This window comes from Pseudactinotalea sp. HY158, assembly GCF_009660225.1.
Lineage (GTDB): Bacteria > Actinomycetota > Actinomycetes > Actinomycetales > Beutenbergiaceae > HY158.
Genome location: NZ_CP045920.1, coordinates 382,522 through 408,848, shown reverse-complemented (window position 1 = coordinate 408,848; position 26,327 = coordinate 382,522). Strand labels below are relative to the sequence as shown.

Annotated in this window: 25 protein-coding genes; 14 read left to right on the top strand and 11 right to left on the bottom strand. The window is 73.4% G+C overall.

All coding sequences use genetic code 11. From position 1 onward, the window contains the following. The first annotated feature begins 23 nt into the window (after window positions 1–23). The 9 genes from GCE65_RS01785 (at window position 24) to GCE65_RS01745 (ending at window position 10,555) form a co-directional block, all read left to right on the top strand. Window positions 24–1,664 carry an ABC transporter substrate-binding protein gene (locus GCE65_RS01785; RefSeq protein WP_153877163.1) on the top strand — a complete coding sequence of 547 codons (1,641 nt, stop codon included), beginning with the start codon at window positions 24–26 and terminating at the stop codon, window positions 1,662–1,664. Between the two features lie 64 nt (window positions 1,665–1,728). Next, entirely contained in the window at window positions 1,729–2,697 is a 969-nt protein-coding gene (locus tag GCE65_RS01780) for an ABC transporter permease (protein ID WP_194928778.1), read from the top strand. Then, the gene (locus tag GCE65_RS01775) at window positions 2,697–4,745 is read left to right on the top strand and encodes a dipeptide/oligopeptide/nickel ABC transporter permease/ATP-binding protein (protein WP_153877162.1); all 2,049 of its coding nucleotides are present in this window, start codon (window positions 2,697–2,699) and stop codon (window positions 4,743–4,745) included. The genes GCE65_RS01780 and GCE65_RS01775 overlap by 1 nt, the downstream gene beginning before the upstream one ends. Further along, window positions 4,742–5,548: an ABC transporter ATP-binding protein gene (locus GCE65_RS01770; protein ID WP_152817754.1), complete on the top strand. Its 807-nt coding sequence runs from the start codon at window positions 4,742–4,744 to the stop codon at window positions 5,546–5,548. Before GCE65_RS01775 ends, GCE65_RS01770 begins: the two co-directional genes overlap by 4 nt. Before the next feature lie 78 nt (window positions 5,549–5,626). Next, on the top strand, window positions 5,627–6,577 hold the full coding sequence (locus GCE65_RS01765) for a dihydrodipicolinate synthase family protein (RefSeq protein ID WP_152817755.1): 951 nt from the start codon (window positions 5,627–5,629) through the stop codon (window positions 6,575–6,577). Then, the gene (locus tag GCE65_RS01760) at window positions 6,574–7,521 is read left to right on the top strand and encodes an ROK family protein (protein WP_153877161.1); all 948 of its coding nucleotides are present in this window, start codon (window positions 6,574–6,576) and stop codon (window positions 7,519–7,521) included. Before GCE65_RS01765 ends, GCE65_RS01760 begins: the two co-directional genes overlap by 4 nt. Beyond that, window positions 7,518–8,231, top strand: coding sequence for an N-acetylmannosamine-6-phosphate 2-epimerase (locus GCE65_RS01755; protein ID WP_153877160.1), 714 nt, complete (start codon window positions 7,518–7,520; stop codon window positions 8,229–8,231). Before GCE65_RS01760 ends, GCE65_RS01755 begins: the two co-directional genes overlap by 4 nt. Further along, complete coding sequence (locus GCE65_RS01750; protein WP_153877159.1) at window positions 8,228–9,160, top strand: alpha/beta hydrolase; 933 nt, start codon at window positions 8,228–8,230, stop codon at window positions 9,158–9,160. The genes GCE65_RS01755 and GCE65_RS01750 overlap by 4 nt, the downstream gene beginning before the upstream one ends. 63 nt (window positions 9,161–9,223) lie before the next feature. Beyond that, on the top strand, window positions 9,224–10,555 hold the full coding sequence (locus GCE65_RS01745; protein ID WP_153877158.1) for an MFS transporter: 1,332 nt from the start codon (window positions 9,224–9,226) through the stop codon (window positions 10,553–10,555). 150 nt (window positions 10,556–10,705) lie between these two features. On the opposite strand, the gene GCE65_RS01740 is transcribed toward GCE65_RS01745, so the two are convergent. Continuing rightward, window positions 10,706–13,009, bottom strand: a complete 2,304-nt coding sequence (locus GCE65_RS01740) for a sodium-translocating pyrophosphatase (RefSeq protein WP_153879119.1) — start codon at window positions 13,007–13,009, stop codon at window positions 10,706–10,708. A gap of 205 nt (window positions 13,010–13,214) precedes the next feature. Between GCE65_RS01740 and GCE65_RS01735 the strand changes: the two genes are divergently transcribed. After that, on the top strand, window positions 13,215–15,677 hold the full coding sequence (locus tag GCE65_RS01735) for a DEAD/DEAH box helicase (RefSeq protein ID WP_153877157.1): 2,463 nt from the start codon (window positions 13,215–13,217) through the stop codon (window positions 15,675–15,677). 12 nt (window positions 15,678–15,689) lie between these two features. Here GCE65_RS01735 and GCE65_RS01730 read toward each other — a convergent pair whose 3' ends face one another. The 8 genes from GCE65_RS01730 to GCE65_RS01705 all read right to left on the bottom strand — a co-directional run bounded on the left by GCE65_RS01730 (window position 15,690) and on the right by GCE65_RS01705 (window position 20,360). Further along, window positions 15,690–16,058, bottom strand: a complete 369-nt coding sequence (locus tag GCE65_RS01730) for an Rv3654c family TadE-like protein (RefSeq protein ID WP_152817759.1) — start codon at window positions 16,056–16,058, stop codon at window positions 15,690–15,692. Continuing rightward, window positions 16,055–16,432, bottom strand: coding sequence for a TadE family type IV pilus minor pilin (locus tag GCE65_RS01725; RefSeq protein WP_153877156.1), 378 nt, complete (start codon window positions 16,430–16,432; stop codon window positions 16,055–16,057). The genes GCE65_RS01730 and GCE65_RS01725 overlap by 4 nt, the downstream gene beginning before the upstream one ends. 1 nt (window position 16,433) lies before the next feature. After that, a complete protein-coding gene (locus GCE65_RS16435; protein WP_153877155.1) occupies window positions 16,434–16,667 on the bottom strand; it encodes a DUF4244 domain-containing protein in 234 nt (77 codons plus the stop codon). 264 nt (window positions 16,668–16,931) lie between these two features. After that, window positions 16,932–17,324: a type II secretion system F family protein gene (locus tag GCE65_RS16175; protein ID WP_194928776.1), complete on the bottom strand. Its 393-nt coding sequence runs from the start codon at window positions 17,322–17,324 to the stop codon at window positions 16,932–16,934. Between the two features lie 130 nt (window positions 17,325–17,454). Continuing rightward, on the bottom strand, window positions 17,455–18,171 hold the full coding sequence (locus tag GCE65_RS16170) for a type II secretion protein F (protein WP_194928775.1): 717 nt from the start codon (window positions 18,169–18,171) through the stop codon (window positions 17,455–17,457). Window position 18,172: 1 nt separating this feature from the next. Then, window positions 18,173–19,378, bottom strand: a complete 1,206-nt coding sequence (locus GCE65_RS01710) for a TadA family conjugal transfer-associated ATPase (protein ID WP_228760061.1) — start codon at window positions 19,376–19,378, stop codon at window positions 18,173–18,175. 5 nt (window positions 19,379–19,383) lie between these two features. After that, the gene (locus GCE65_RS16430) at window positions 19,384–19,995 is read right to left on the bottom strand and encodes a hypothetical protein (RefSeq protein ID WP_228760060.1); all 612 of its coding nucleotides are present in this window, start codon (window positions 19,993–19,995) and stop codon (window positions 19,384–19,386) included. Then, the gene (locus tag GCE65_RS01705) at window positions 19,992–20,360 is read right to left on the bottom strand and encodes a hypothetical protein (RefSeq protein ID WP_153877152.1); all 369 of its coding nucleotides are present in this window, start codon (window positions 20,358–20,360) and stop codon (window positions 19,992–19,994) included. The genes GCE65_RS16430 and GCE65_RS01705 overlap by 4 nt, the downstream gene beginning before the upstream one ends. 214 nt (window positions 20,361–20,574) lie before the next feature. Between GCE65_RS01705 and GCE65_RS01700 the strand changes: the two genes are divergently transcribed. From GCE65_RS01700 to GCE65_RS01685, 4 genes are all read left to right on the top strand, one after another. Next, window positions 20,575–21,609, top strand: coding sequence for a hypothetical protein (locus GCE65_RS01700; protein ID WP_153877151.1), 1,035 nt, complete (start codon window positions 20,575–20,577; stop codon window positions 21,607–21,609). 121 nt (window positions 21,610–21,730) lie between these two features. Continuing rightward, window positions 21,731–23,713, top strand: coding sequence for an acetate--CoA ligase (gene acs, locus GCE65_RS01695; protein ID WP_152817767.1), 1,983 nt, complete (start codon window positions 21,731–21,733; stop codon window positions 23,711–23,713). Window positions 23,714–23,806: 93 nt separating this feature from the next. Further along, on the top strand, window positions 23,807–24,712 hold the full coding sequence (locus tag GCE65_RS01690; protein WP_228760059.1) for an alpha/beta fold hydrolase: 906 nt from the start codon (window positions 23,807–23,809) through the stop codon (window positions 24,710–24,712). Between the two features lie 182 nt (window positions 24,713–24,894). Next, on the top strand, window positions 24,895–25,572 hold the full coding sequence (locus GCE65_RS01685) for a Crp/Fnr family transcriptional regulator (protein WP_152817768.1): 678 nt from the start codon (window positions 24,895–24,897) through the stop codon (window positions 25,570–25,572). An 86-nt stretch (window positions 25,573–25,658) separates the two neighbouring features. On the opposite strand, the gene GCE65_RS01680 is transcribed toward GCE65_RS01685, so the two are convergent. Both GCE65_RS01680 and GCE65_RS01675 read right to left on the bottom strand, forming a co-directional pair. Beyond that, on the bottom strand, window positions 25,659–26,153 hold the full coding sequence (locus GCE65_RS01680) for a RidA family protein (protein WP_153877150.1): 495 nt from the start codon (window positions 26,151–26,153) through the stop codon (window positions 25,659–25,661). Further along, window positions 26,150–26,305, bottom strand: a complete 156-nt coding sequence (locus GCE65_RS01675) for a DUF4177 domain-containing protein (protein ID WP_152817770.1) — start codon at window positions 26,303–26,305, stop codon at window positions 26,150–26,152. Before GCE65_RS01675 ends, GCE65_RS01680 begins: the two co-directional genes overlap by 4 nt. Between the last annotated feature and the right edge of the window lie 22 nt (window positions 26,306–26,327).

Here is a 26,327-nt window from a genome sequence, read left to right as displayed (position 1 = left end):
TCACTCTCCGAAGGGTCTCAACGATGAAGATTCAGCCCACGTTCGACCGCCGCAACTTCCTGCGCGCCACCGGCCTGTTCGCCGCCGCGGGGATCGTCACCGCCGTCGCGGCCTGCGCGCCGCAGGACGGCACCGCCGGCGGTTCCACCGGCGACTCCACCGACACCGGCGCCGATCAGGCCTCCGGCGCCGCGAACACCGACGGCACGATCAACGCGGGCATCAGCTACGAGCTCGGCTCGAACGGCTACGACCCGATGACCACCTCGGCCGCGCTCACGATCGCCGCGAACTGGCACACGCTCGAGGGGCTGACCGAACTCGACCCCGCCACCCTCGAGACCTACAACGCCCTCGCGGCCGCGGACCCGACGAAGGTCGACGACACCACCTGGACGGTCACCCTGCGCGACGGCGCGACCTTCCACGACGGCACACCGGTCACCCCCGAGGACGTCGTCTACTCCTTCGAGCGCGTGCTCGACCCCGAGAACGCCTCGCTCTACTCCCAGTTCATACCCTTCATCGACTCGGTCGAGGCGACCGACGACACGACGGTCACGTTCACGCTCGCGTACCCGGCCGGCGTCTTCACCGAGCGCCTCTCGGTGGTCAAGATCGTGCCGAAGGCCGCCGTCGAGGCCGACCGGGACGCCTTCGACGCCCAGCCGATCGGGTCCGGCCCGTACAAGCTCGTCGACAACGGCGCCGGTGGAACCGTGAAGTTCGAGCGGTTCGAGGAGTACAACGGCCCCCGCCCGGCGCTGGCCGCGACGATGAACTGGCAGGTACTCGCCGACGCGACCGCGCGGGTCAACGCCCTCACCTCCCAGACCGTCCAGGCGATCGACTCGGTGCCCTACCTCGACACCGAGACCCTGGCCGGCCAGGGCGCCACCGTCGACTCGGTGCAGGGCTTCGGCCTGCTGTTCATCATGTTCAACATGGGCTCGGAGATCTGGTCCGACCTGCGCAACCGCCAGGCCGTCATGTACGGGATCGACCTGGCCAAGCTCGTCGACAACGGCCTGCTCGGCAACGGCGAGGCCGCCACGAGCTTCCTCCAGTCGACCCACCCGAACTACAACGAGGCCAAGGTCGTCTACGACCACGACCCCGAGAAGGCCAAGGCGCTCCTCGCCGAGTCCGGCCTCGCGGGCAAGTCGATCACGATCACGTGCACCGACCACGACTGGGTGAAGAAGTGCACGCCACTCATCAAGGAGGACCTCGACGCCCTCGGCCTCGACGTCACCCTCGACGAGGGCCAGTCGGCCGGCGTCTACACGAAGATCGACAGCGGCCCCGACGCCTACGAGATCCTCGTGGCCCCCGGCGACCCGAGCGTGTTCGGCAACGACCCCGACCTGCTCATGCGCTGGTGGCTCGCCGGCGACGTGTGGACCGACCAGCGGATGCACTGGAAGGGCCAGGACTCCTACGAGCAGATGCAGACGCTCCTCGACGAGGGCCTGCGGGCCCAGGACCCCGCCGCGCAGCAGCAGGCGTGGGACCAGGCCTTCGACCTCCTCTCGGAGGAGGTCCCGCTCTACCCGCTGTTCCACCGGAGCGTGCCCACCGCCTGGGACGGCGAGACCCTCGTCGACTTCAAGCCGATCTCGCTCACCGGCCTCTCCTTCGAGAACGTCGCCAGCACCCAGTAGCCCACTCCCTGGGCCCCGGCGATCGACGAGCCGCCGGGGCCGTCAGGGGAAGGAGTAGCGGCTCGTGTCCAACCTCATCCGGCTGATCGGGCGACGCCTGGTCGCGCTGCCGATCATGATCGTCGGCGTGACGTTCCTCGTCTTCGTCGTCATGTCGTTCTCGCCGATCGACCCGGCCCGACTGGCCCTCGGTGAGTCCGCGAGCCCCGAGGCGATCGACGCCTACCGGGACAAGAACGGCCTGAACGACCCGCTGGCCATCAGGTACTTCACGTTCCTGTGGCGGCTCGTCGCCCACGGCGACATGGGGGTGACCTCGGGAAACCAGAAGGTGACCGACGTCGTCCTCCAGGCCTTCCCGATCACGATGCAGCTGACGTTCCTCGGGCTGTTCCTCGCGATCATCCTGGCCGCCGTGCTCGGCGTCGTCGCCGCCCTCTACCGCGACCGGTGGCCCGACCAGGCCATCCGAGTCGTCTCGATCCTCTCGCTCGCCACGCCCTCGTTCTGGCTCGCGATCCTGCTCATCCAGTGGCTCGCCAACGTGCCCGGCGGGTGGGGGATGTTCCCCGCCCTCCTGACCGACTGGGTGCCGCTCTCGGAGGATCCACGGATGTGGCTCAACCAGATCGCGCTGCCGGCGATCGCGCTCGCGGTGCCGGTCTCCGGATCGCTCACCCGCGTCGTGCGCACGGCGATGGTCGAGGAACTCGACAAGGACTACGTCCGCACCGCGATCGGCGCCGGCATCCCCTACCGCGTCGTGGTCTCACGCAACGTCTTCCGCAACGCGCTCATCACACCCGTGACCGTGCTCGGGCTGCGCGCCGGCTACCTCATGGGCGGGGCGGTGATCATCGAGATCATCTTCAACATCCAGGCGATGGGCCAGCTCATCCTCGACGGCGTCAAACGCAATGACGTGTTCCTCGTCCAGGGCGTCACGCTCACGGTCGCGATCGCCTTCATCGTCGTGAACATCGTCGTCGACCTGCTCTACGTGCTCGTCAATCCACGAATCAGGAGTGTGTGATGCGCCGCCGCCTGACAGAACGCCTCAGCACCCCGGGGCTGCGCTTCGCCTCCGGCCTGCCGCTCGGGGCGCGGATCGGCCTGACCGTCATCGCCATCGTCGCGCTCGCGGCGCTGCTCGCCCCGGTCCTGGCCCCCTACGACCCGCTCGCCTCGGGCACACCCGTCGTGCCCCCGGGCTCCGAACACTGGTTCGGCTCGGACGCCAACGGCCGCGACATCTTCTCGCGCGTGCTCTTCGGCGCCCGCTACTCCCTCGTGATCGGGGTCGGCGCCACGGTGGCCGCGCTCGCCGCCGCCGCCGTGCTCGGGTCGATCGCGGCGACGGCGGGCAAGGCCGTGGCCGAGGTCCTCATGCGGATCATGGACATCATCATGTCCTTCCCCGGCATCGCGCTGGCCGCCGTGTTCATCGCGGTCTTCGGCAATGCCGTACCGGTCCTCGTGTTCACGATCGCCTTCCTGTACACCCCGCAGCTCACCCGCGTGGTCCGCGCGAACGTGCTCGGTGAGCTCGGCGAGGACTACGTCGCCGCCACGAAGGTCATGGGCGCGCGCACCACGTGGATCCTCGTCAAGCACGTCGCCCGCAACTGCATGGCCCCGGTGCTCACGTTCGCGACCGTGCTCGTGGCGGATGCGATCGTGCTCGAGGCGTCGCTCTCGTTCATCAACGCCGGCGTCCGCCCGCCGGACCCCTCGTGGGGGAACATCATGAGCGAGGGCAAGCAGCTCCTGCTCTCCGGCCGCTGGTGGCCGACCTTCTTCCCCGGCCTGATGATCCTCCTGACGACCCTCGCGCTCAACGTGCTCTCCGAGGGCATGACCGACTCGATGGCCACCCCGAGGACCCGCGTGAAGGTCGACGTCGAGGGCGACGAGCGGGCGCTCGAGGCGCGCGGCGCCGACCTGTCCGAGGTGCCCGAGGAGGTCGCCGGTGCCGCACCGTCCCGGCCCGCCGGCGGGATCCGGCCCGAGCCCGAGGAGGAGACGATCGCCCGCACGCTCGAGGAGCGGCTCGCCGCCCTGCGCGCGACCGAGCTGGCCCGCACCGGCGACCGGGCCCGCCTGCGCTACACGAGCGACGAGTCCCGGCTCCTGGAGGTGCGCAACCTCTCGATCGCGTTCCCCGGCGCCCACGGCGACGTGAACATCGTCGACGACGTCTCCTTCAGCGTGCGCCCCGGCGAGACCATGGGCCTCGTCGGGGAGTCCGGCTGCGGGAAGTCGATCACGTCGATGGCGGTCATGGGGCTCCTGCCGCCGACCGCGCGCATCACCGGGGAGATCCTCTTCGACGGCAGGGACGTGCTCGCGATGACCCCGCGCCGGCGCAACGCGCTGCGCGGACACGAGCTGGCGATGATCTACCAGGACGCCCTCAGCTCCCTCAACCCCTCGATGCTCATCCGCTCGCAGCTGGCCCAGCTCACCCGCCGCGGCGGGAAGCGCACCGCCACCGAGCTGCTCGAACTGGTCGGACTCGACCCGGTGCGCACGCTCAAGTCGTATCCGCACGAGCTCTCCGGCGGGCAGCGTCAACGCGTGCTCATCGCCATGGCCCTCACGCGCAACCCGCGCCTGATCATGGCGGACGAGCCGACGACCGCGCTCGACGTCACGGTGCAGAAGCAGGTCGTCGACCTGCTGAACGACCTGCGCACCAAGCTCGGCTTCGCCATGGTCTTCGTCTCCCACGACCTGGCCCTCGTGGCCCAGCTCGCCCACCGGATCACGGTCATGTACGCCGGCCAGGTGGTCGAGCAGGCGCAGACCTCCGAACTCCTGACCGATCCCCGGCACGAGTACACCCGCGGCCTGCTCGGCGCGGTCCTCTCGATCGAGGCGGGCGCCGGCCGGCTCCACCAGGTGCCCGGCACCGTGCCCTCCCCGAGCGAGTTCGTCACGGGTGATCGGTTCGCCCCCCGCTCGAGCATGCCGGGCGTGGGCCTCGATCAGAAGCCCGTGCTCCAGCCGGTCGGCGACGCCGACCACGTCGTGGCCACGACCCCCGCCCGGGAAGCCCTCGTCAAGGAAGGTGCGCGATGAGCCCGACCGATGCGACCGAACCGGTGCTGGAGCTCCAGCACGTCGACGTCATCCACAAGACCCGCACCGGGAGGCTCTTCCGCCCCGACACGGTGCACGCGGTCAACGACGTCGACTTCACCGTCGCCCGCGGCGAGACCGTCGGCATCGTCGGGGAGTCCGGCTGCGGGAAGTCCACCCTCGCCCGCGTCATGGTCGGCCTGCAGCCGGTCACGAGCGGCACCGTCCGCTTCCGCGGGCGGGAGCTGGCGAACACCGCGAGGGGACGACGCCTGCTCGGCCGGGCCGTGTCCGTCGTCTTCCAGGATCCCGCCACGGCGCTCAACCCGCGGATGACCGTGCACGACGCGCTCGTCGACCCGCTCGACGTGCACGGCATCGGCTCCCCGCGCGATCGGGAGGCGAAGGTCCGCGAACTGCTGCATCTCGTGGGCCTGCCCCAGTCGGCCCTGGCCGTGCTGCCGCGGCAGATCTCGGGCGGGCAGCGTCAGCGGGTGGCGATCGCCCGGGCGCTGGCCCTCGAGCCGGATGTCATGGTCGCCGACGAGCCCACGAGCGCTCTCGACGTGTCGGTCCGGGCGCAGGTGCTCAACCTGCTGACGGACCTCAAGCGCGAACTCGATCTCGGCATGGTGTTCATCTCCCACGACATCAACACCGTGCGCTACGTCTCCGACCGGATCTGCGTCATGTACTTCGGCCGGATCATCGAGTCCGCACCGACCGAGCAGATCTTCCACTCCCCCGCCGAGGAGTACACCCGCACCCTCCTCGGCGCCGCGCCCGCCCTGCTCGACCAGTAAGTCCGCCATACCCGTCCGGGCACGTTCTGCGCCCGGACCGTCACGCCCCACCGGGGCCATCATCCGAGGAGTTCATCCATGACCGCCGCCCTCCACACCGCCGGGTCCACCACGCTGCGCGGGGTGATCCCCCCGCTGGTCACGCCGCTGACCCCGGAGGGGCACCTCGACGTCCCGAGCCTCGAGCGGGTGATCGACCACCACCTCGCCGGCGGGGTCGACGGCCTGTTCGTGCTCGGCTCGAGCGGCGAGGTCGCCTACTTCGAGGACGAGATGCGCGAGGCGGTGCTCACGGCCGCGATCCGGATCGTCGACGGCCGCGTGCCCGTACTCGCCGGCTGCATCGACATGCAGACCCGCCGCGTGCTCGCGCACGCGCGCCGCGCCGAGGAGCTCGGGGCGGCCGGCGTCGTGGTGACCGCGCCGTTCTACGCGATCACGGGGCCGGAGGAGATCGAGGCCCACTTCCGGGCGATCGGGGCCGCGACCGACCTTCCCCTCTTCGCCTACGACCTGCCCGTGTGCGTGCACGTCAAGCTCGACGGGGCGATGCTCGTGCGGCTCGGCTCCGAGGGCGTGCTCGCCGGGGTCAAGGACTCCTCCGGGGACGACGTCGCCTACCGCCGGCTCATCGCAGCGAACCGGGCGGCCGGCTCCCCGCTCGTCCTCCTCACCGGGCACGAGGTCGTGGTCGACGGCACCTACCTCGCCGGCGGCGACGGATCCGTGCCGGGCCTGGGCAACGTCGACCCGGCGGGCTACGTCCGGCTCGACCGTGCCGCCCGCGCCGGCGACTGGGACGCCGTGCGCCTCGAGCAGGATCGCCTCGCCGCGCTCTTCGAGATCGTGTTCGCGGTCGAGGGGAAGACCGGCCCGGCCGCCGGGGTCGGCGCCTTCAAGACGGCGCTGTGGCTCATGGGCATCTTCGACACGAACACGATGAGCGCCCCGATGACCGCGCTCGAAGGGGCGAACATCGAGCGGGTGCGGGCCGTGCTCGCCTCCCTCGAGATCCCCATGGTGCGGTGAGCAGCCCCGACGAGAGGACCACCTCCCTGGCGGTCGACCTCGGCGGCACGAAGACGACGGTCGCGCGGGTGACCGGCGACGGCACCGTCCGCGGCCGGCGCACCGTCCCCACCGGGGCGGCCGGGGGCCCGGGGGACGTCGTCGCCGGCCTCGTCGCGGCCCTCGGCGCCACCCTGGCCGAGGCGACCGCGGCCGGGGAACGCCCGACGGTCATCGGGATCGGCTCCGCCGGGGTGATCGACTCCTCGACCGGGCGGGTCACCTCGGCGACCGACGCGATTCCCGGCTGGGCCGGCACGCACCTGGGTCGGCTGGGCCGGGAGGCCGTCGGACTCGAGACGCACGTGCTCAACGACGTCCACGCCCACGGCCTCGGCGAGGCCGTGTACGGCAGCGGCTCCGGCCGCTCCTCGATGCTCCTGGTCGCGGTCGGCACCGGGATCGGCGGCGCGTTCGTGCTCGAGGGCCGGGTCGTCCTCGGCGCACACTCGGCCGCGGCCCACGTCGGGCACGTGCCCGTGCCCGAGGCGGACGACGTCCCGTGCCCGTGCGGGCGGGTCGGCCACCTCGAGGGCCTGGCCTCCGGCCCCGGGATCCTCGCCGCCTACCGGCGGGCCGGCGGCGTCGCCGCCGACACCCGCGAGGTCGCGGCCCGGGCCGGCACCGACCCACTCGCGCGCGAGATCCTCACCCGCTGCGCCCGCGCGACCGGGCGGGTCGTGGGCGGGCTGCTCAACGTGCTCGACCCCGAGCTCGTCGTGCTCTCCGGCGGCGTCTCGGAGGCCGGGGAGGCCTGGTGGGACGCCGTGCGCGCGGGCATCGCACTCGATGCGATGACCCTGGTCTCCGACACCCCGGTCGTGGCCGCGAGCGCCGGCCCGGATGCCGCGCTCCTCGGCGCCGCCCACTTCGCCCGCACCCACGACCGTCAGGACACCCCATGACCCCCGATCCCTCCCTGCTCGACCCTCTCCGGGGGCGCCTCGTCGTCTCGTGTCAGGCCTACCCGGGGGAACCGATGCGCACCCCCGAGACGATGCGGCGGGTCGCCCAGGCGGCCGTGCTCGGCGGCGCGGCGGCGATCCGCGCCCAGGGCCTCGACGACATCCGGGAGATCGCCGCGCACGTGACCGTGCCGGTCATCGGGCTCGTCAAGGAGGGTGACGAGGGGGTCTTCATCACCCCCACGCTCGCACTCGCGCTCGACTGCGTCGACGCCGGGGCGGCGATCGTCGCGATCGACGGCACCGACCGGCCGCGGCCGGACGGGCGCGACCTCGACACGGTCGTCGCCGCCGTGCACGAGGCCGGGGCCCTCGTCATGGCCGACTGCGCCACCGTGGCGGACGCGGTCGCCGCGGCGCGGGCCGGCGCCGACCTCGCCGGCACGACCCTCGGTGGCTACGCCCCCGGACGGCCGCGCACGTCCGGGCCGGACCTGGACTTCGTCCGCGAGGCCGTCGCCGCCCTGTCCGGAACCGGGGTGCCGGTCATGGCCGAGGGCCGCATCCACTCCCCCGCCGACGTGGCCGCGGCCTACGGGGCCGGGGCGGACAGCGTGACCGTCGGCACCGCGATCACGCACCCGAGCACGATCACCGGCTGGTTCGTCGCGGCGACCCCCACAGCGGGTTCGGCGGCCGGGGCGAGGTGAGGCATCCGCTCGACCCGGAGCTCGCCCGGGCCCTCGCCGATCTGCCCGTCCAGGACTTCGCCGACCTGGCCGCGTGCCGGGAACGCTCCGCCGGGCTCGCGGGCGACTACGACTGGTCGGGCCGGAGCGACCTGACCGTCCGCGACGTCGCGCTCGACCGTGGCGACGGGTCCATCCTGACCGTCCGGGTCATCGCCCCGGTCGGGGCGGACGCGGATGCCCCGGTGCTGCTGAGCATCCACGGCGGCGGGTTCTGCCTGGGTCACCCACGCCTCGACGACTCCCGCAACGCCGAGCTGGCGGCCCGGGCCGGGGTCGTCGTCGTCTCGCCGGACTACCGGCTCGCGCCGGAACACCCCTACCCGGCGGGACTGGACGACTGCCACGCGGCCCTGCGGTGGATCGTCTCGGGCGGCCTGGGCCGCTCGCGGGGGCGCCGCATCGGCGTCCTCGGCGACAGCGCCGGCGGCGGACTCGCCGCCGCACTCGCGCTCCTGGTCCGCGACGAGGGCGAGGTCGAACTCGCCGCCCAGTTCCTGCTCGAGCCCGAGCTCGACGCCCGGCTCGAGACGGAGTCGATGATCGGCGGCACCGACACTCCGGTGTGGTTCCTGAGCAACGCCCGGCGCTCCTGGGACTTCTACCTGGGCGGCCGGGAGCCGGACGGGTACGCCTCTCCGGCGCTGGCCCGCATCGTCGCCGGCCTGCCCCGCACCTACCTCGCCGTCAACCAGGTCGATCCGCTCCGCGACGAGGGCCTCGACTACGCCGCCCGCCTCCTGCGCGCGGGCGTGCCGACCGAGCTGCACTGCTGGCCCGGCGCCTTCCACGGCTTCACGACGATCGAGCACGCCCGCCTGAGCCGGGACGCGCTCGCCGAACTGGTGCGCGTCGTCTCCGGCTATCTCCGCGCGCCCGGCCCCGCCTGATCTGCGCCCGGCCCCGCGCCTGATCTGCCCTGCCCGCCGCCGCGGAGGGCCTAGGTTGAGCACATGACGAGCCCCCACCTGGACGCCCGTGCCCGGCCGCCGCAGCCCGTCCCCCCGAAGGTCGTCCGCGCGTGGGGGCTGTGGGACTTCGGGCAGCAGGCGTTCAACACGGTCATCCTCACGTTCGTCTTCTCGGTCTATCTGACCGACGCGGTGGCCTCGGACCCCACCCGCGGCGCGGCGGTCTTCAGCAACGCCCAGGCCTGGGCGGGACTGGTCATGGCCCTGCTCGCCCCGGCGCTCGGCTCATGGGGCGACCGGGTGCGCAATTCCAGGCTGCTGCTGGCGATCACCACGGCGGCGACGATCGCCTGCATGGCGCTGCTGTGGTTCACGCGGCCGGAGGACTCCTTCCTCGTCTACGGGGCGGTCCTCGTCGCGGCCGCCGGCCTCTTCTCGGAGCTGGCCGGGGTCTTCTACAACGCGATCCTGCTGCGCATCTCCACCCCGGCGACCTATGGGCGCATCTCCGGTTTCGCCTGGGGGCTCGGTTACCTCGGGGGCGTGCTGGCGCTCGTCATCACGCTGTTCGGGTTCGTGCTCGACGACGGGCTGCTCGGCCTCCCGACCGAGAACATGGCGAACATGCGCGCCATCGCGCTCCTGTGTGCGGGCTGGTTCCTCGTGTTCGGGCTGCCCCTGCTCGTGCTGGCGCCGAAAGACCTCCCCCGTGAGGACGAGGGCCGCTTCAACCTGGCGATGGCCTACCGGGAGCTGGCCCGCCGCGTCGCGCACCTGTGGCGCAACGAGCGCCGGCTGCTGCACTTCTTCGTGGCGGCGGCGGTCTACCGGGACGGTTTGAGCGCCGTCTTCGCGTTCGCCGGGGTCCTCGCCGCGAGCGCCTACGGCTTCTCCACCGAGGAGGTCATCTACTTCGGCCTCGCGGCGAACCTCATCGCGGGGGTGAGCACGTGGCTCGCGGGCCGCGCGGACGACCGGTTCGGGCCGCGGGCCGTGATCATCACGTGCCTCGTCGCCATGGTCGCCCTCGGCTCGGTCATCGCGGCCTCCGGCGCCCCGCTCGTGTTCTGGATCTGCGGGATGGCGATCGCGGCGCTCGTCGGCCCGGTGCAGTCGGCCTCCCGGTCGGCGCTCGCGCGGAGGTCCACCGCGGAGCAGGCCGGGGAGAACTTCGGCCTGTACGCCACCAGCGGGCGGGCCATCAGCTTCCTCGCGCCGGCGCTGTACACGACCCTCGTGCGGGCCACCGACAATCCGCGGATGGGGATCCTCGGCATCCTCGCCGTGCTCCTCGCCGGCCTGCTCGTCTTCCTGCCGCTGCGCCTGCCGCGCACCACCCCCGCCTCCCCGACCACCCCTCATGTGACGGACTGACCGCCCGCCCTCCTGGTGAGCCGGCGCCGGCCCTCCCGCCTGGGGACGACGCAGCCCGCCGCCGTGGATCGGCGGCGGGCTGCGTGTGGTTGAGCGTCGCGGGGCGGCGGGTCGGTTGCGGAGCGGTGGCTCGGCTGCGCACGGACTGGCTCAGCGGCGCACGGACTCCGGCTCCTCGATCGGGTCGGCGAAGGAGTCCTCCCGCGACGAGCGCATCCGGGAGACGAAGATCGCGGCCACCGCGATGACCGCGGCCACGATCGCGATCGCGATCCGCAGGCCGTGGTTGGCGTCGGCGGGCACGCTCATGGCCACGACCGCGGGGGCGATGAGGAGCGAGACGAGGTTCATCACCTTGATGAGCGGGTTGATCGCCGGGCCCGCGGTGTCCTTGAACGGGTCGCCGACGGTGTCGCCGATGATGACGGCCTCGTGCGCCGGGGAGTTCTTGCCGCCGTAGGCGCCGTCCTCCACGAGCTTCTTGGCGTTGTCCCACGCGCCACCGGAGTTGGCGAGGAACACCGCCATGAGCACCCCGGCCGCGATCGCCCCGCCGAGGAATCCCGCGAGCGGGCCGACCCCGAGCCCGAAGCCGACGGCGATCGGGGCGAACGCGGCGAGCAGCCCGGGTGTGGCCAGTTCGCGCAGCGAGTCCTTCGTGCAGATGTCGACGACCCGGCCGTACTCGGGTCGGGTCTCACCGGTCATGATGCCGGGGAACTTGCGGAACTGCCGCCGCACCTCGAACACGATGGCGCCCGCGGCGCGGGTGACGGCGTCGATCGCCAGGCCGGAGAACAGGAAGACGACGGCGGCACCGAGGATGGTGCCCACGAGCGTGATCGGGGAGATGATCTCGTAGTCGAGCATCGCCCCGACGAGGGAGTCCCCTCCGGCCGCGGCGGCGTCGCCGATCTTCGCCAGCGCGGTCGAGACCGCGTCGCCGTAGGAGCCGAACAGCGCGGTCGCGGCGAGCACGGCGGTGGCGATCGCGATGCCCTTGGTGATCGCCTTGGTGGTGTTGCCGGCGGCGTCCAGGTCGGTGAGGATCTGGGCGGCCTCGGGCGAGGCGTCCCCGCTCATCTCGGCGATCCCCTGGGCGTTGTCGCTCACGGGCCCGAAGGTGTCCATCGCCACGATGACACCCACGGTCGTGAGGAGTCCGCAGCCGGCGAGGGCGACGAGGAAGAGCGCGAGCCAGATCGATCCGCCCGCGAGCAGGAACGCCCCGCACAGCGCGGCGGCGATGATGCCCGTGGTGTACACGGCCGATTCGAACCCGACGCCGATGCCGGAGAGCACGACGGTCGCCGCACCCGTGCGGGACGTGGCCGCGACGGTCTTCGTGGGGGTGTTCGTGGTGCCGGTGAAGTATCCGGTGAGCCACAGGATGATCCCCGCGAGCACGACGCCGATGACGACGGCCCCGGCGGCCGCGAGGCGGGGGTCGCCCGGGTGGGAGGCGAGGTCGGTGGCCGATCCCGGCACGAGCTCGGCGAAGGATGAGGGCAGGTACACGAAGGCCGCGATCGCGGCGAGTGCGGCGCCGATGACGGCCGAGATGTAGAAGCCCCGATAGATGGCCTTGAGGCCGTCCTCGTTCCCGCGTACCCGGGTGATCGCGACGCCGAGCACGGCCACGAGTGCCCCCACGGCGGTGACGATGAGCGGGAAGATGAGGCCCTCCTCGCCCATGGTCGCCTTGCCGAGGATGAGTGCCGCGACGAGCATGACGGCGTAGGACTCGAAGAGGTCGGCGGCCATGCCCGCGCAGTCGCCGACGTTGTCGCCGACGTTGTCGGCGATGGTGGCGGCGTTGCGGGGGTCGTCCTCGGGAATGTTGTTCTCCACCTTGCCCACGAGGTCGGCGCCGACGTCGGCGGCCTTGGTGAAGATCCCGCCCCCGACCCGCATGAACATCGCCAGCAGCGCTGCTCCGAAGCCGAAGCCCTCGAGCACGGCCGGGGCACTCTCGCGGTAGATGAGCACGACCGCTGCGGCGCCGAGCAGCCCGAGCCCGACGACGCTCATGCCCACCGATCCGCCGGTGCGGAACGCGATCCGGGCGCCCTCGGCGTGCCCGCCGGGCCGGGTCGAGGCGGCGGCCACGCGCACGTTCGCGCGGGTGGCGAGCCACATGCCCAGGTAGCCGATGGTGGCCGAGAATCCGGCCCCGACGAGGAACGCGATGGATCGGCCGACCCGGATCCCGGCGTCCCCGGGCAGGAGGAACAGGAGCCCGAACACGACGACGGCGAAGATCGCGAGGGTGCGGAATTGTCGGCTCAGGTACGCCGCGGCCCCCTCCTGGATCGCCTTGGCGATCTCCTGCATCGACGTGGTGCCCTCGCCGGCCGCCAGCACCTGGCGTCTGAGCACGACGGCGATGATGAGCGCGATCACGGCGATGACGGCGATCGCCCCCACGATGACCAGACTCGAGGTCTCGAGCATGAATGCGTCCTCCTTGACGTAGCCCCCTGCACGCACGGCCCGTTGACCGTGAGGGACAGACAGCGCGAGTCTAACCGCCGCCGCCGACCTTCGCGCGAGGTCTTCGGATCGGGGCGCGGCGGGCCCGGTCCGAACCGTCGCCGCCGCGGCCGGCAGCGGCGACAATGGTGGGGTGTTGGGCGGGCGACGGTGGGATGAGTGCGCGGTGCACGTCGAGGTGCTGCCCGCGCGCCCCGGGGCCGTCGAGCCGTGGCCGGACTGGGTCGACCCCGCGCTCGTCGCCGGCTACGGGGCGCGCGGGATCACGCGGCCGTGGGCGCACCAGGTCCGCGGGCTCGCCGCGCTCGCGCAGGGGCGGCACCTGGCGCTCGCGACACCGACCGGATCGGGCAAGTCGCTCGTCGCGTGGGCGGCGGCGGTCTCCGCGATCCGCGCCCACACCGTGAGCGGGCGGATCTCGCGGCTGACGCATCGCCCGACGACCATCTACCTGAGTCCCACCAAGGCCCTGGCCGCCGATCAGCTCGCGGGCCTGACCGGGCTGCTCGAGGCCGCCGGGATCCGGGACGTGCGTGCCGTGACCGTCGACGGGGACACGCCCGTGGCGGAGCGGGACTGGGCCCGCGACTGGGCCGATCTCGTGCTGACCAACCCGGATCTGCTCCACTTCTCGCTCCTGCCGCGGGCCTCCCGCTGGGCGCGGCTGCTGCGGGGCCTGCGCTACGTCGTCGTGGACGAGATGCATTCCTATCGGGGCATGACCGGCGCGCACGTCTCCCTCGTGCTGCGCCGGCTGCTGCGGCTCGCCGCGCACTACGGGGCCTCGCCCCAGGTGATCGTCGCCTCGGCCACGGCCGCGAATCCGGGGCCGACCGCCGCCCGGCTCATCGGTGTGCCCGCCGATCGGGTGACCGCGGTGACGACGGGCACCTCTCCGGTCGGGCAGCGCACGGTGGTGCTCTGGCAGCCGCCGCCGGTCGATGCCCCGGCGGACACGGGCAACACCGGCGGCACGGGCGGCACAGATGGCCCAGATGGCCCAGGTGGCCCAGCCGGCCCCGATGGCCCAGCCGGCCCCGATGGCACGGATGGCACCGATGGCACGGGCAACCCGGCCGCCGAGGAGGCCGGGCCGCGCCGATCGACCCTTGTGGAGGCGGCCGACCTGCTCGCCGAGCTCGTGGGCCGGGGCCGGCGCGCGCTCGTGTTCACCCGCTCGCGGATCGGGGCCGAGACGATCGCGACCCTGACGCGGGAATACGTGGAGCGCCGGGGCGGGAACCCCGCGAGTGTGGCGGCCTACCGCGGCGGGTATCTGCCGGAGGAGCGTCGGGCCCTGGAACGCGGGCTGCGTGGGGGCGGCCTGCTCGGCGTCGCGACCACGAACGCGCTCGAGCTGGGCGTGGACATCACAGGCCTGGACGCCGTGGTGATCGCGGGCTGGCCCGGCACCCACGCCTCGTTCTGGCAGCAGGCCGGGCGGGCCGGCCGGGCGGGGGCGGAGGGGCTGACGGTGCTCATCGCCTCCGAGAACCCGCTCGACGCCTACCTCGTGCACCACCCCGAGGCGGTCTTCTCCTCCGGCGTCGAACTGTCGACCTTCGATCCGCAGAACCCGCACGTCCTCGCCCCGCACCTGTGCGCTGCAGCGGCGGAGCTGCCGCTGACGGAGGCCGACCTGACCTGGTTCGCGCCGGCGGAGCCCGCCCCGCCGACGCGGGCGGCGGGCACGCCGGATCCCGCGGGGGCGCAGGCCACGCTGCGCGCCCTCCTCGCCGAGCTCGTGGCCCGGGGCCTGCTGCGGGCGCGCCCCAAGGGCTGGTACTGGAACTACGACCGGCCCGAGTCCCCGACCTCGCTCACCGACCTGCGCGGCGGCGGGGGCGCGGCCGTCTCGGTGGTCGAGGCCGCCACCGGGCGAATGATCGGCACCGTGGATGCGGCCCGCGCCGACGCCGCGGTGCACGCCGGCGCGGTCTACGTGCACCAGGGCGCGACGTTCGAGGTGCTCTCCTACACCGGTGACGTCGCCGTGGTGGAGCCGTCGAACGCCCCGCACCGGACCCGGCCGCATACCCACACCCGGGTCCGGGTGGGCGGCGTGAGCGCCGAACGCTCGTGCGGCCCGGTCACGTGGCAGCACGGCCCGGTCGAGGTGACGACCCAGGTCACCGGCTTCGACCGGCGCCGCGTGCCGCAGCTGGACCTCATCGGCTCCTACACCCTCGACCTGCCCGAACGTACCCTCCACACGATGAGCACCTGGTGGACCGTGCCCGCCGAGACGCTCGCCGAGGCGGGCGTGGGCGCCGCGTCGCTCCCGGGCGCACTCCACGCGGCCGAGCACGCCCAGATCGCCCTGCTCGGGCTCGTGGCCACGTGCGACCGCTGGGACCTGGGCGGGTTGTCGACCTCGCTGCACGAGCACACGTTCGCCCCCACGGTCTTCGTGCACGACGCCTTCCCCGGCGGGTCCGGCTTCGCCCGGCGTGGCTTCGACGCCGCCCGGGACTGGATCGCGGCGACGCTCGCGGCGGTCCGCGACTGCCCGTGCTCAGGCGGCTGCCCGCTGTGCATCCAGTCGCCCAAGTGCGGCAACGGGAATTCCCCGCTCGACAAGAGCGGCGCCGTGCGGGTGTTGACGTTCCTCGCCGGCTCCTTCGGCTGAGCTCCGCCGCCCTCATCGGACCGGTCCCGCGCGCGCGGCGGCCCACGCGTTCCCGGATCCGAGGAGCGGCAGGTTGCTGGGCACCCGGACTCGCACCAGCACGACACCGCCCGGGTCCTGAACACACGACGCGATCCGGGCATCGTTGCGCCGCGCGACCTGCCCGGCGGCGCCACAGCCGTCCCCGGCACGAACGGCCTGCGCGGCGCCGGCGAGGGCGGCGAGGTCCGCCGCGCCCTGGGCCCGTGCCCGGGCCGAGTATGCCTGCACGAGTCCGGCGAGCACGATCGCGGCGAGCAGCGCGGCGCAGGCGACGGCGAGGGTGAGGACGGTGGCGGATCCGCGGTCCCGGCCCGCCCCACCGGCAGGCGTGTCGTTCATGGGGCCCTCCCGTCCGGCTCGGACGGCGTGGTGAAGGTCGAGTACACGCTCCACGGGCCGGCGAACAGGGCGAAGTCGACCGGGCAGGTGACGGTCACGCTCACCCAGGCGGCGTCGTCCTCGATCGCCACGCTCGCGGCGGATGCACTCGCCTCGGCGATCTGCACGATCTCCTCCCGCCCCTGCCCCAGGGCCGCCGCCCGGGTGGCGGCCCGCGCGGCGTCGGTGCACTGGAGCCGGGTGACCCCGGCGGCGAGCACCGTGAGCACGAGCACCAGCGCCACCACCACCGCGGGCAGCACGATCGCGAACTCCGCGGTGACGGCGCCGGCCTCGCGCGCCTTCCCACGACGCGTGCCCGCGGTGGTGGTCATCTCATCCTCCGACCGACAGCGCCCGCTGGATGATCTCCACCAGGAACCCGCGCACCTGATCGCTGCGCAGGATCACGAGCAGCAGGCCCGCGAACCCGGCCGCGGCCAGGGTCGCGATCGCGTACTCGGCGGTTGCCATCCCGGCCTGGGGAATCGCTCGCACGCGCCGCCACCGTGACCGGTACCCGGCCCGGCCGCGGCGCACGAGGCGCCGGAACTGATTGATCACCTTCATGGATGCTCCCTTCTCCTTCGATCACCGAAGCCGGGTTCCCGGCCCCGGGTGAGCCATCGGGCTCGATCCCACCGTGGCCGATCCGGGCGGGACCGTGCCGGAGCCCGACCCCGCGCTGTGGAGGGGCGGGGAGGCTGTGGACGGCCCGGCGTCTGCCGCACGCGGTGAGCGCGGCAGAGCAGGCACAGCAAACACAGCAGGCAGACCAGCAGGCACAGCAGGCAGACCAGCCGGAACGGCGAGTGGGGCACAGTGACCGCGGGTTCAGCCCAGGAGGCTCAGGCCGGAGCTCGCCAGCACGGGCACGAGCCCGAGCAGGACGAAGGCGGGCAGGAGGCACAGACCGACGGGCAGCACGAGCCGCACCCCGAGCCGGGCGGCGGCGGAGCGGGCCGCGGACCGGCGTTCGGACCGGACGGCCCGTGCCGACTGCACGAGCAGCCCGGTCGGGTCCACGCCGTCGCCCCACGCGGGCTCGAGGGTGGCCCCGAGCGGATGGTCTCCCCACGCCTGCGGCCAGGAGGAGCCGAGCTCGAGCGCCCGCGCCGCCGTTTCCAGGCGTGCCCCCTCGTTCCCGCCGAGCGCGGCTCCGACCACTCCGACGGCCTGCGGGATCGAGGCGCCCGCACGGAGTGCGACCGCGAGCAGGTCGATCACGACCGCCGGGTCGACCGAGCGCGGACGCGCGGCAGGGGGCGGGCGGCTCGACGGCGTGGGGACCGCGGCCCCCACGGTGCCGCGAGGAGCGCGGCCGCCGCGGCGACGAGGAGAGTGCTCAGCACGATGCTCATCGGCCGGCCCGTTCGGCACCGGCGACGAGGGAGTGGATCCACAGGTGGCCGGCGACGGTGAGTCCGATCGCGAGCAGCCCCACGGCCGCTCCCCACCATGATCCGAGCAGCCAGCCGAGCGGGTCGGCACCGAGACCCGTGCCGAGGACGAGCCCTCCGAGCGGCAGCCAGCCGAGGAGCCGGGCCGTGGCCCGCGGACCGCCGAGCGCTCCGGCCCGATCGGAGGCCGCCCGGCCCGCCTCCTCGATCCCGTCGGCGCAGGCGTCGAGGACCACGGCGAGCTCGGCCCCGAGACCGGCGGCCACCTCTCGGGCGGCCATCGCCGAGTCCACCGCGGTCCGGACGGCGGCCCCGCGGGACCGGCCGCCCCGGCGCCGCGTGTTCCGGGTGTCCACGCCCGTCAGCTCGGCGCGCAGCGCCTCGGCCACCGGCGGCGAGGCACCCCGCAACGACCGCTGCCAGGCGACCTCCGGCGCCATCCCGGCCCGCAGCCGAGCCGCCACCGCGACGAGCACGGTGCCCACCTCGTTCTCGGGCCGTCCGGTGGATCGGGCCCGCCGGACCGCCCGGAGGTGGCTCTCGAGCATCCGGGCGAGGCTCCACCGGCTCCGCGCGCGCCGCATCGAGCGGGCGGCCCGTGGCACCCCCGGTACGGCCCACAGGCTCATGGCGGCAACGATCGCGGCCCAGGCCGGCCATGCGGACCCGCCCATGTCACCCTCCCCCCGGGGCCGGCGCAACGCCCGCGTCATCGGCCCCGCCATCGACCCCGCCATCGGCCCTGTGACCGGCGCCGACATCGACCCCGTCGAGTCGTGCGGCGAGCGCCTGCCACCCCGGCCCGTAGCGCAGCCCGGCGGCGGTCACGGTCACGGCCCGCTCGGCCCGGAAGTCGGCGGTGAAGGTGGCCACGTGGTCGAGGTACCGCCGGCCGGACGAATCGCGGCGCAGGTGCACGAGCGCATCGATCGCGGCCGTCGCCTGGGCCGCGACGGCCGCGGCCTCCATGCCCGCGAGCGCGCCGAGGGCGAGGAGCCGGGCCGGCACGTCGGTCGCGGCGTTGGCGTGCACGGTGGCCAGCCCGCCGTCGTGACCCGTGTTGAGCGCCGAGAGCACCTCCCGCACCTCCGCGCCGCGGCACTCCCCGAGCACGAGCCGGTCGGGACGCATCCGCATGGCCGCGCGCACGAGATCGGCCAGCGCCACGGCACCCGCACCCTGCACGTTCGGCGGCCTCCCCTGCAGGTGCACGACATGGGGATGGTCCGGGGCGAGCTCGGCCGCCTCCTCGATGATGACGATCCGCTCGCTGCTCGGCACCCGGGAGAGGACCGCGGCCACGAGGGTCGTCTTGCCCACGCCCGCGGCTCCCGAGACGAGCATGTTCGCGCGGCGGCTGCGGAGCCGGTCGACGATCTCCGCGAGACGAGGATGGAGGAATCCGGCCGCGATGAGGTCCTGCCAGCGCCGCGCCCGGCGGTTGCCGGTGCGCAGGCTGATGTGCACGCCGCCGTCGACCAGCGGCGGCAGGACCGCGTGCAGGCGAGTGCCGTCCGGGAGGCGTCCGTCGACGATCGGGGCCGCCTCGTCGAGCCGCTGACCCGCGAGCGTGGCGAGCCGCACGGCGAAGCCGCGGGCGTCCTCGATCCGGGTGCCGGTCCGTTCCAGGCCGCGGCCGCGGTCCACCCAGATCGCGGCCTCGCCGTTGACGAGCACGTCGGTCACTGCGGGATCGTCGAGCAGCGGCTGCACGATCCGGCCGGCCCCGTGGATCTCCGCGGCCGCGTCGCGAAGCAGCCCCCACGTCGCGGCATCGCTGCGGGCAGGCGCGGCCCGGACGGCGCCGGTGAGGCTCCCGCCCGCGCTCACGAGGCGTTCCCGGATGCCCTCGAGCTCCCGGGGGCCCTGCGGCGGCGACACGGCACTCAGTCCGAGAGGTGCAGGTCGCGCACGAGCCCGCGAGCGAGCCGCACGAGCGGGCCACGACTCGCCTCCCCCGGCGCCAGTCCCCGCTCCATCGCCGCGGGAAGCGATCGTTCGGTGCGCATGGCGCCGGCGAGCGTGAGCCCGCAGAACTCGGCCATCTCCGCGGGGGTGAAGCCGTCGCGGATCGGCCCGCGCACCACGAGTCGCGCGTCCTGCCCGCGCACGAGTTCGGCCAGGCGCCGAGCTGCGGCCGCGGCGGGGCCGTCGGGAGTGGTGAGGACGAGCACGACGTCGCACCATTGCCCGGCGACTCCGGCCGCCACGGCATGCCGCGGCAGATCCAGGACGACCGCATCGTGGGACTGCGCCAGCGCCATGATCACCCCGTCCGCATTCGCCGTGAGCGCGGCCGGCCGGGTGTCGGTGCTCAGCACCCGCACTCCCATCCACACCGGGAGGGCGTTCGCGAGTTCGCCCGGGTCGATCGATCCCGCCCCCACGAGGTCGGGCCACCGCAGGCCCGGATGGCCCTCGATCCCGAGGAGCACCTCGAGCGGGGCGCCGTCCGCGCCGTCGACGAGCGCGACCGTCAACGCCTGGGCCGCGCTCACCCGAGCGAGGACCGCGGCGAGGGCGGAGGCCCCGAGGCCCCCGCGGCACCGACGACCCCGACGACTCGCGCCCGCACCCGCCGGTTGGCCGCGCGGGCGAGGGCGAGGAGCCGATCGGCCCCGGCCGGGAGGACGAGGGTGCCGGCCTCGATCTCACGAGTCCCCACCCGGGCGGATCGGTTGCCGGCGTGGCGCCAGCGCTCGTCCGCCCGATCGGCGCCGTCGAGGGCGAGGCCGACCTCCGCCGGAGGATCGGCATGGTCCGGATAGACCGCGACCGGCAGCCCGGCCACCGCCAGCACGGCCCGGACCGCCTCGATCGTCTCCGCCGACTCGCTCCGCAGCGCCACCGGTGTCTCGGCCATCTCGTCCTCCCCGTCGTCTCGGACCACCCTGACGCCTTCCCGTCCGCGCGTCACGGTCGCCCGCCCCGCCTGTGGACGGCCGCGCACCTTGTGGACACGGGGGCGGACACGTGGGCGGACAGGTGGGCGGACACAGGCACCGGACGGCGTGGCTCCTCACCCCGCGCGGGCTCCTCGCTACCGTGGTGCCTACGCTCAGTCCACTGGAGGCAGAATGTCCGAGCCGAACGATCCGCTCAGTTCCTACAGCGGCGCACGCGTCACACCCGCACCCCCCGAATCCGTGGCCGGCACCGGCCCCGAGATGTCGCAGCGCCCCGAGGGCGGGGACGCCGAGGACCGGGAGCAGCACGCCCCGGCCCCGTGGACACCGCAGACCACCGCCGCACCGAGTGCCGAGGACGACGAGGCCCTCCGGCAGGAACGCGCGCGCCGGTTCGGGCCGAGCCGCGACGAGGGCGGCGATCCCGCGGGCGGGAGCGATCCGGCCGGCGTCCCCGGCGAGGAGGAGCCCGCCTCGACCTTCGAGGACTCCGGGCCCGCGACGACCGCCTTCGGCCCGGGCTCCACCGAGCTCCTGGCCGAGGAGGAGTCCGCGCACACCCCGACCGGTCCGGTCACCCCGCTCCCGGCCTCCCCGGCCGGCGGCATCGGCTCGATCGGTGCCGTGCCCGCGACCCGGTCCATGCCCTCGACGCCCGTGGCCCACGTGAGCCCCCCGGAGCCCGCAGAGCCGGCCGACCCGTTCGAGGGCTTCAACGAGGGGCCGGAGTCCCGCGCGGCCGCCCACTGGTGGGTCGTGCTCGTCTCGCTCGTGTTCGTGCCCGTGGCCTGGTACCTCCTCGCCGACGGCGGCGAGCGCCTCTCGTGGAGCATCGAGCACAGCGAGACGGTGAACGTCTGGGCCTACGTCGAGCTCGGCGCCGGGCTGCTCGCGGCGATCATCGTGCTGCTCGCGGCGCGCTGGTCCTCGGTGGGCCCGATCATCCTGGGCTCGATCACGGCCCTCCTCGGCGCGGCCTACCTCGCGTTCCCCGACCGGGCACAGGACTTCCTCGCCGACTATGCCGAGATCTTCACCCGCCTCGGACAGTTCGGCCAGAACGTGCTCGACCACCTGCAGCGGGACGCCGTGACCGGACGCCTGCTCACCTTCGGGGTCGTCCTCATCATGGCGGGGGTCATCTCCCACGGCGCGCGCCGGCAGGGTCGCCGCGAGGAACGGATCCGTTCCGAGCTCGAGGGCTGAGCACCCGACCCGAGAAGAATTCTCGGTTTCGACATAAATCGTGGCGCCCGTCACGCACGCGCTGAAAATGGTTCTAGGCTGGTAGGCGTCAACGTCGCCATCGCTCCCGTCTGGAGGTCCCATGACCGAGCCAACCACTCCCGCCCTAGAGAACCTGCTCGAGGAACGCCGGGAGTTCCCCCCGCCCGCCGAATTCGCGGCCGCCGCGGTCGCCCAGCCCGAGATCTACGAACGGGCGGCGGCCGACCGCGAGGGGTTCTGGGCCGACCAGGCCCGCCGGCTGCTCACGTGGGACACACCGTTCACGCAGGTGCTCGACTTCTCCCAGGCCCCCCGGGCCTCCTGGTTCGCCGACGGCACCCTGAACGCCGCCTACAACGCCCTCGACCGGCACGTCGAGGCGGGGCGCGGCGACCGCGTGGCGCTGCTGTTCGAGGGGGAGCCGGGAGACACCGCCGCCCTGACGTATGCCGACCTGCTCGAGCAGGTCAAGCGCGCCGCGAACACGCTCGAGAGCCTCGGGGTCGCGACCGGTGACCGCGTGGCCATCTACCTGCCGATGATCCCCGAGGCGATCGTGGCGATGCTCGCCTGCGCCCGCATCGGCGCCCCCCACTCGGTCGTCTTCGGCGGGTTCTCGGCCGAGGCGCTCCACTCGCGCATCGTCGACGCGGACGCCCGCGTCGTCATCACCGCCGACGGCGGCTACCGCCGCGGCAAGCCCTCGGCCCTCAAGCCGGCGGTCGACGAGGCCCTCGAGCACGAGGACAGCCCGGTCGAGCACGTGCTCGTCGTGCGCCGCACCGGCCAGGAGGTCGCCTGGTCGAAGGGGCGGGACCTGTGGTGGCACGAGCAGCTCGAGGCCGCGAGCACCGACCACCGCGCCGTGCCCGTGCCCGCCGAGCACCCGCTGTACATCCTCTACACCTCCGGAACGACCGGGAAGCCGAAGGGGATCCTGCACACGACCGGCGGCTACCTCACCCAGTGCGCCTTCACCCACGAGGTCGTCTTCGACCTCAAGCCGGAGACCGACGTCTACTGGTGCACCGCCGACGTCGGCTGGGTGACCGGGCACTCCTACGTCACCTACGGCCCGCTCATCAACGGCGCCACCCAGGTGCTCTACGAGGGCACCCCCGACACGCCGCACCAGGGCCGCTGGTGGGAGCTCGTGGAGAAGTACGGCGTCACGATCCTCTACACCGCGCCGACCGCGATCCGCACGTGCATGAAGTGGGGCGAGGACATCCCGGCGAAGTTCGATCTCAGCTCGCTGCGCGTGCTCGGCAGCGTCGGGGAGCCGATCAACCCGGAGGCGTGGATGTGGTACCGCCGGGTCATCGGCGCCGACCGCACCCCCGTGGTGGACACGTGGTGGCAGACCGAGACGGGCGCCATCATGATCTCCCCGCTGCCCGGCATCACGGCCGCCAAGCCCGGCGCCGCCCAGACGCCGCTGCCCGGGATCAGCGCCCAGGTGTGGGACGAGGCCGGCGCGGACGTCGGCCCCGGCGGCGGCGGATACCTCGTGCTCACCGAGCCGTGGCCGTCGATGCTCCGTGGGATCTGGGGCGACGAGCAGCGCTACAAGGACACGTACTGGTCCCACTTCGAGGGCACCTATTTCGCGGGCGACGGCGCCAAGTACGACGACGACGGCGACATCTGGCTGCTCGGCCGGGTCGACGACGTCATGAACGTCTCGGGCCACCGGCTCTCGACCACCGAGATCGAATCGGCCCTCGTCTCCCACGACTGGGTCGCCGAGGCCGCCGTCGTGGGCGCGAGCGACGACACGACCGGCCAGGCGGTCGTCGCGTTCGTCATCCTGCGCCACGAGGCGGTCGCGGAGGCCGGAGGCGGCGGCGAGGAGGTCGTGGCCACGCTGCGCGCCCACGTGGCCAAGGAGATCGGCCCGATCGCCAAGCCGCGCTCGATCCTCGTGGTGGGCGAGCTTCCCAAGACGCGTTCGGGCAAGATCATGCGCCGGCTGCTGCGCGACGTGGCCGAGAACCGGCCGGTCGGCGACGTGACGACGCTGGCGGACAACTCGGTCATGAACCTGATCCAGGAGGGCCTCGCCGGCGGCTCCGGCAGCTGAGCGCTCGACCTACGGACGGCGTCACTCACCCGCGCGGGCGAGTGACGCCGTCCGTTCGCTCCCTCTCGCACGGCGCCCGGTAACCTGGCGCATGTGACTGCTGATCCTGCCGTGATCGCCCCGCCCGGGGACTGGGTGCACCGAATGGTCGCCGCGAACGGCTCCCGCTTCCACGTGGCGTGCGCGGGACCGGCCGACGGGCCGCTTGTGCTGCTGCTGCACGGCTTCGGCCAGTTCTGGTGGAGCTGGCGGGCCCAGATTCCCCGGCTGGCACGCGCGGGCTACCGCGTGGCCGCGATGGACCTGCGCGGCTACGGATCCTCCGACAAGACCCGCGGCCGCTACGACCTGCCCACCCTGACCGCGGACGCCGCCGGCGTGATCCGGGGCCTCGGGGCGGCGAACGCCGTGGTCGTCGGCCATGGCTTCGGCAGCCAGATCGCCTGGTCGCTGCCGTCCCTGCATCCGGGCGTCGCCCGCGCGATCGTGCCGATGTCCTACCCGCATCCCGCGTCGCTGTGGTCGGCGCTGATCCGCGGCCGGGGCGGGGTCGCGCTCAACTTCTTCAGCTTCGCCCAGACCCCGTGGCTGCCGGAGAACCGGCTCATCGCCGGGGACCTCATGGAGTTCATCCTGACCGAGTGGTCCGCGCCGGGCTGGGAGCCCGTGGGTGTGGCCACGTATCAGCAGGCCGCCCGGATCCCGTTCGTGGCGCATTCGGCCTTCCAGCAGGTGCGCTGGCTCACCCGCGCCCGGCTCGGCGGGCCCGGTCGGGCGTTCCTGCGTTCGCTGGCCGGCCCGGTCGGGGTGCCGACGCTGCTCCTGCACGGCCGGGCGGACCGGTTCGTGCCCTCGCAGGCGACCGCGAACGAGCGGGAGCGGGTGGGCGCGGGGTACAAGCGCCTGCTCATCGACGACGCGGGGCACTTCCTGCCCGAGGAGGCCGCCGACCAGGTGACCGGGGCGCTGCTGCGCTGGCTGCCGGGCGTCACGGGCTGAGACGGGCCGCAGGTGTCGGCGTCTCCCGGGCGCGCGGAGGCGGCCCACCCGGAACTCCTCGCGCACACGCGGCCGATGTCCGCCACCGGCCGCCGACTCGCCCGTATGCTGGCTGCTGGTGCGGGCTGACCGATAAACCTGGCAGACTGTGCGCTATCTCACACGGAAGGGTGCTGCACACAATGGACGAGTCTATCGTTCGAGCCGCTCCGCTCTTCGCGGAGCTAGGTGATCAGAGTTACCTGGCGGTTCGCGAGCGGATGCAGGAGTCGACCTATCGGCGTGGAGAGGAGATCTTCCGCGAAGGCTCCCCCGGCGATCGCCTCTACATCATCGGCGCGGGCAAGGTGAAGCTCGGCCACACCGCCCCCGACGGCCGCGAGCATCTGCTGGCGATCCTGGGGCCCGGGGAGATCCTCGGCGAGGTCTCCCTCTACGATCCGGGCCCACGCACAGCCACCGCGACCGCGCTCGCCAAGACCACGGTGGTGGAGCTGCAGCACACCGATCTGCTGCGGGTGCTCGACGCCCGCCCGGAGATCTCCCAGCACCTGCTGCGTTCGCTGGCGATCCGGCTGCGACGGACGAACAACAAGGTCTCCGACCTCATCTTCTCCGACGTGCCCGGCCGCGTCTCGCGGGCGCTGCTCGACCTGGGCGCGCGCTTCGGCCAGCAGACCGAGCGGGGGCTGCGGGTCACGCACGACCTCACGCAGGAGGAGCTGGCCCAGCTGGTCGGGGCCACCCGCGAGACCGTGAACAAGGCGCTGGCGGAATTCTCCTCCCGCGGCTGGCTGCAGCTCGACGGCCGCTCCGTCGTACTGCTCGACATCCCCAAGCTCCGCCGCCGCGCGCGCTGACGAACGTCGGTCGCGTCCGACCGCGACGCACCCGAGCCCGCCGATCGTGACGATCGGCGGGCTCGGGCCTACGCAGGGGCGTGCGGCTACCGGTTGTCGGCCGGCGCGGCGCGGCCGACCTCGAAGACGACCTCGACCTCGACCGCGGCTCCGAGCGGGAGTTCGGCGACACCGACCGCCGAGCGGGCGTGCGGGGCGCCGAAGACCTCGCCGAGGAGATCCGAGGCGCCGTTGATCACCGTGGCCTGGTCCGAGAACCCCGCCGCCGAGGCGACGAACCCGGTCACCTTGACCGGCCGGACGAGTGCGTCCACGCCCCCGGCGACGGCCGCAGCGGCGGCGATGGCATTGAGGGCGCACACGCGCGCGGCCGCGGCGGCCTCCTCCACGTGGACCTCGGCGCCGAGGTGGCCGCGGCTGAGCAGCTCCCCCGCCTCGATGGGCAGCTGCCCACTCGTGTACACGTAGCCGCCCGTGAGCACGGCCGGCACGTAGTTGGCGACCGGCAGCGTCACCGGCGGCAGCTCGATGCCCAGTTCCTCCAGCCGCGCCGATCGCGACCCGTCCGCGACCCCGCTCACTGCGTCGGCCGCTTCAGGTAGGCGACGAGGCCGTTCCCGTCCGGGCCGGTCACGACCTGGACGAGTTCCCAGCCGTCGCTACCCCAGTTGTCGAGGATCGCCTTGGTGTTGTGGATGATCAATGGCACGGTGGCATATTCCCAAGTGGTCATGGCCCGATCTTACGGATCGACG

Bases quoted from the DNA above. Each gene is read 5' to 3' on its own strand.
- GCE65_RS01755 (WP_153877160.1), top strand. From the start codon at position 7,518: ATGACCCCCGATCCCTCCCTGCTCGACCCTCTCCGGGGGCGCCTCGTC.
- GCE65_RS01785 (WP_153877163.1), top strand. From the start codon at position 24: ATGAAGATTCAGCCCACGTTCGACCGCCGCAACTTCCTGCGCGCCACC.
- GCE65_RS01730 (WP_152817759.1), bottom strand. From the start codon at position 16,058: ATGAACGACACGCCTGCCGGTGGGGCGGGCCGGGACCGCGGATCCGCC.
- GCE65_RS16435 (WP_153877155.1), bottom strand. From the start codon at position 16,667: ATGAAGGTGATCAATCAGTTCCGGCGCCTCGTGCGCCGCGGCCGGGCC.
- GCE65_RS01770 (WP_152817754.1), top strand. From the start codon at position 4,742: ATGAGCCCGACCGATGCGACCGAACCGGTGCTGGAGCTCCAGCACGTC.
- GCE65_RS16170 (WP_194928775.1), bottom strand. From the start codon at position 18,171: ATGGGCGGGTCCGCATGGCCGGCCTGGGCCGCGATCGTTGCCGCCATG.
- GCE65_RS01765 (WP_152817755.1), top strand. From the start codon at position 5,627: ATGACCGCCGCCCTCCACACCGCCGGGTCCACCACGCTGCGCGGGGTG.
- GCE65_RS01700 (WP_153877151.1), top strand. From the start codon at position 20,575: ATGTCCGAGCCGAACGATCCGCTCAGTTCCTACAGCGGCGCACGCGTC.
- GCE65_RS01675 (WP_152817770.1), bottom strand. From the start codon at position 26,305: ATGACCACTTGGGAATATGCCACCGTGCCATTGATCATCCACAACACC.
- GCE65_RS01775 (WP_153877162.1), top strand. From the start codon at position 2,697: ATGCGCCGCCGCCTGACAGAACGCCTCAGCACCCCGGGGCTGCGCTTC.
- acs (WP_152817767.1), top strand. From the start codon at position 21,731: ATGACCGAGCCAACCACTCCCGCCCTAGAGAACCTGCTCGAGGAACGC.
- GCE65_RS01705 (WP_153877152.1), bottom strand. From the start codon at position 20,360: ATGGCCGAGACACCGGTGGCGCTGCGGAGCGAGTCGGCGGAGACGATC.
- GCE65_RS01745 (WP_153877158.1), top strand. From the start codon at position 9,224: ATGACGAGCCCCCACCTGGACGCCCGTGCCCGGCCGCCGCAGCCCGTC.
- GCE65_RS01685 (WP_152817768.1), top strand. From the start codon at position 24,895: ATGGACGAGTCTATCGTTCGAGCCGCTCCGCTCTTCGCGGAGCTAGGT.
- GCE65_RS01725 (WP_153877156.1), bottom strand. From the start codon at position 16,432: ATGACCACCACCGCGGGCACGCGTCGTGGGAAGGCGCGCGAGGCCGGC.
- GCE65_RS01740 (WP_153879119.1), bottom strand. From the start codon at position 13,009: ATGCTCGAGACCTCGAGTCTGGTCATCGTGGGGGCGATCGCCGTCATC.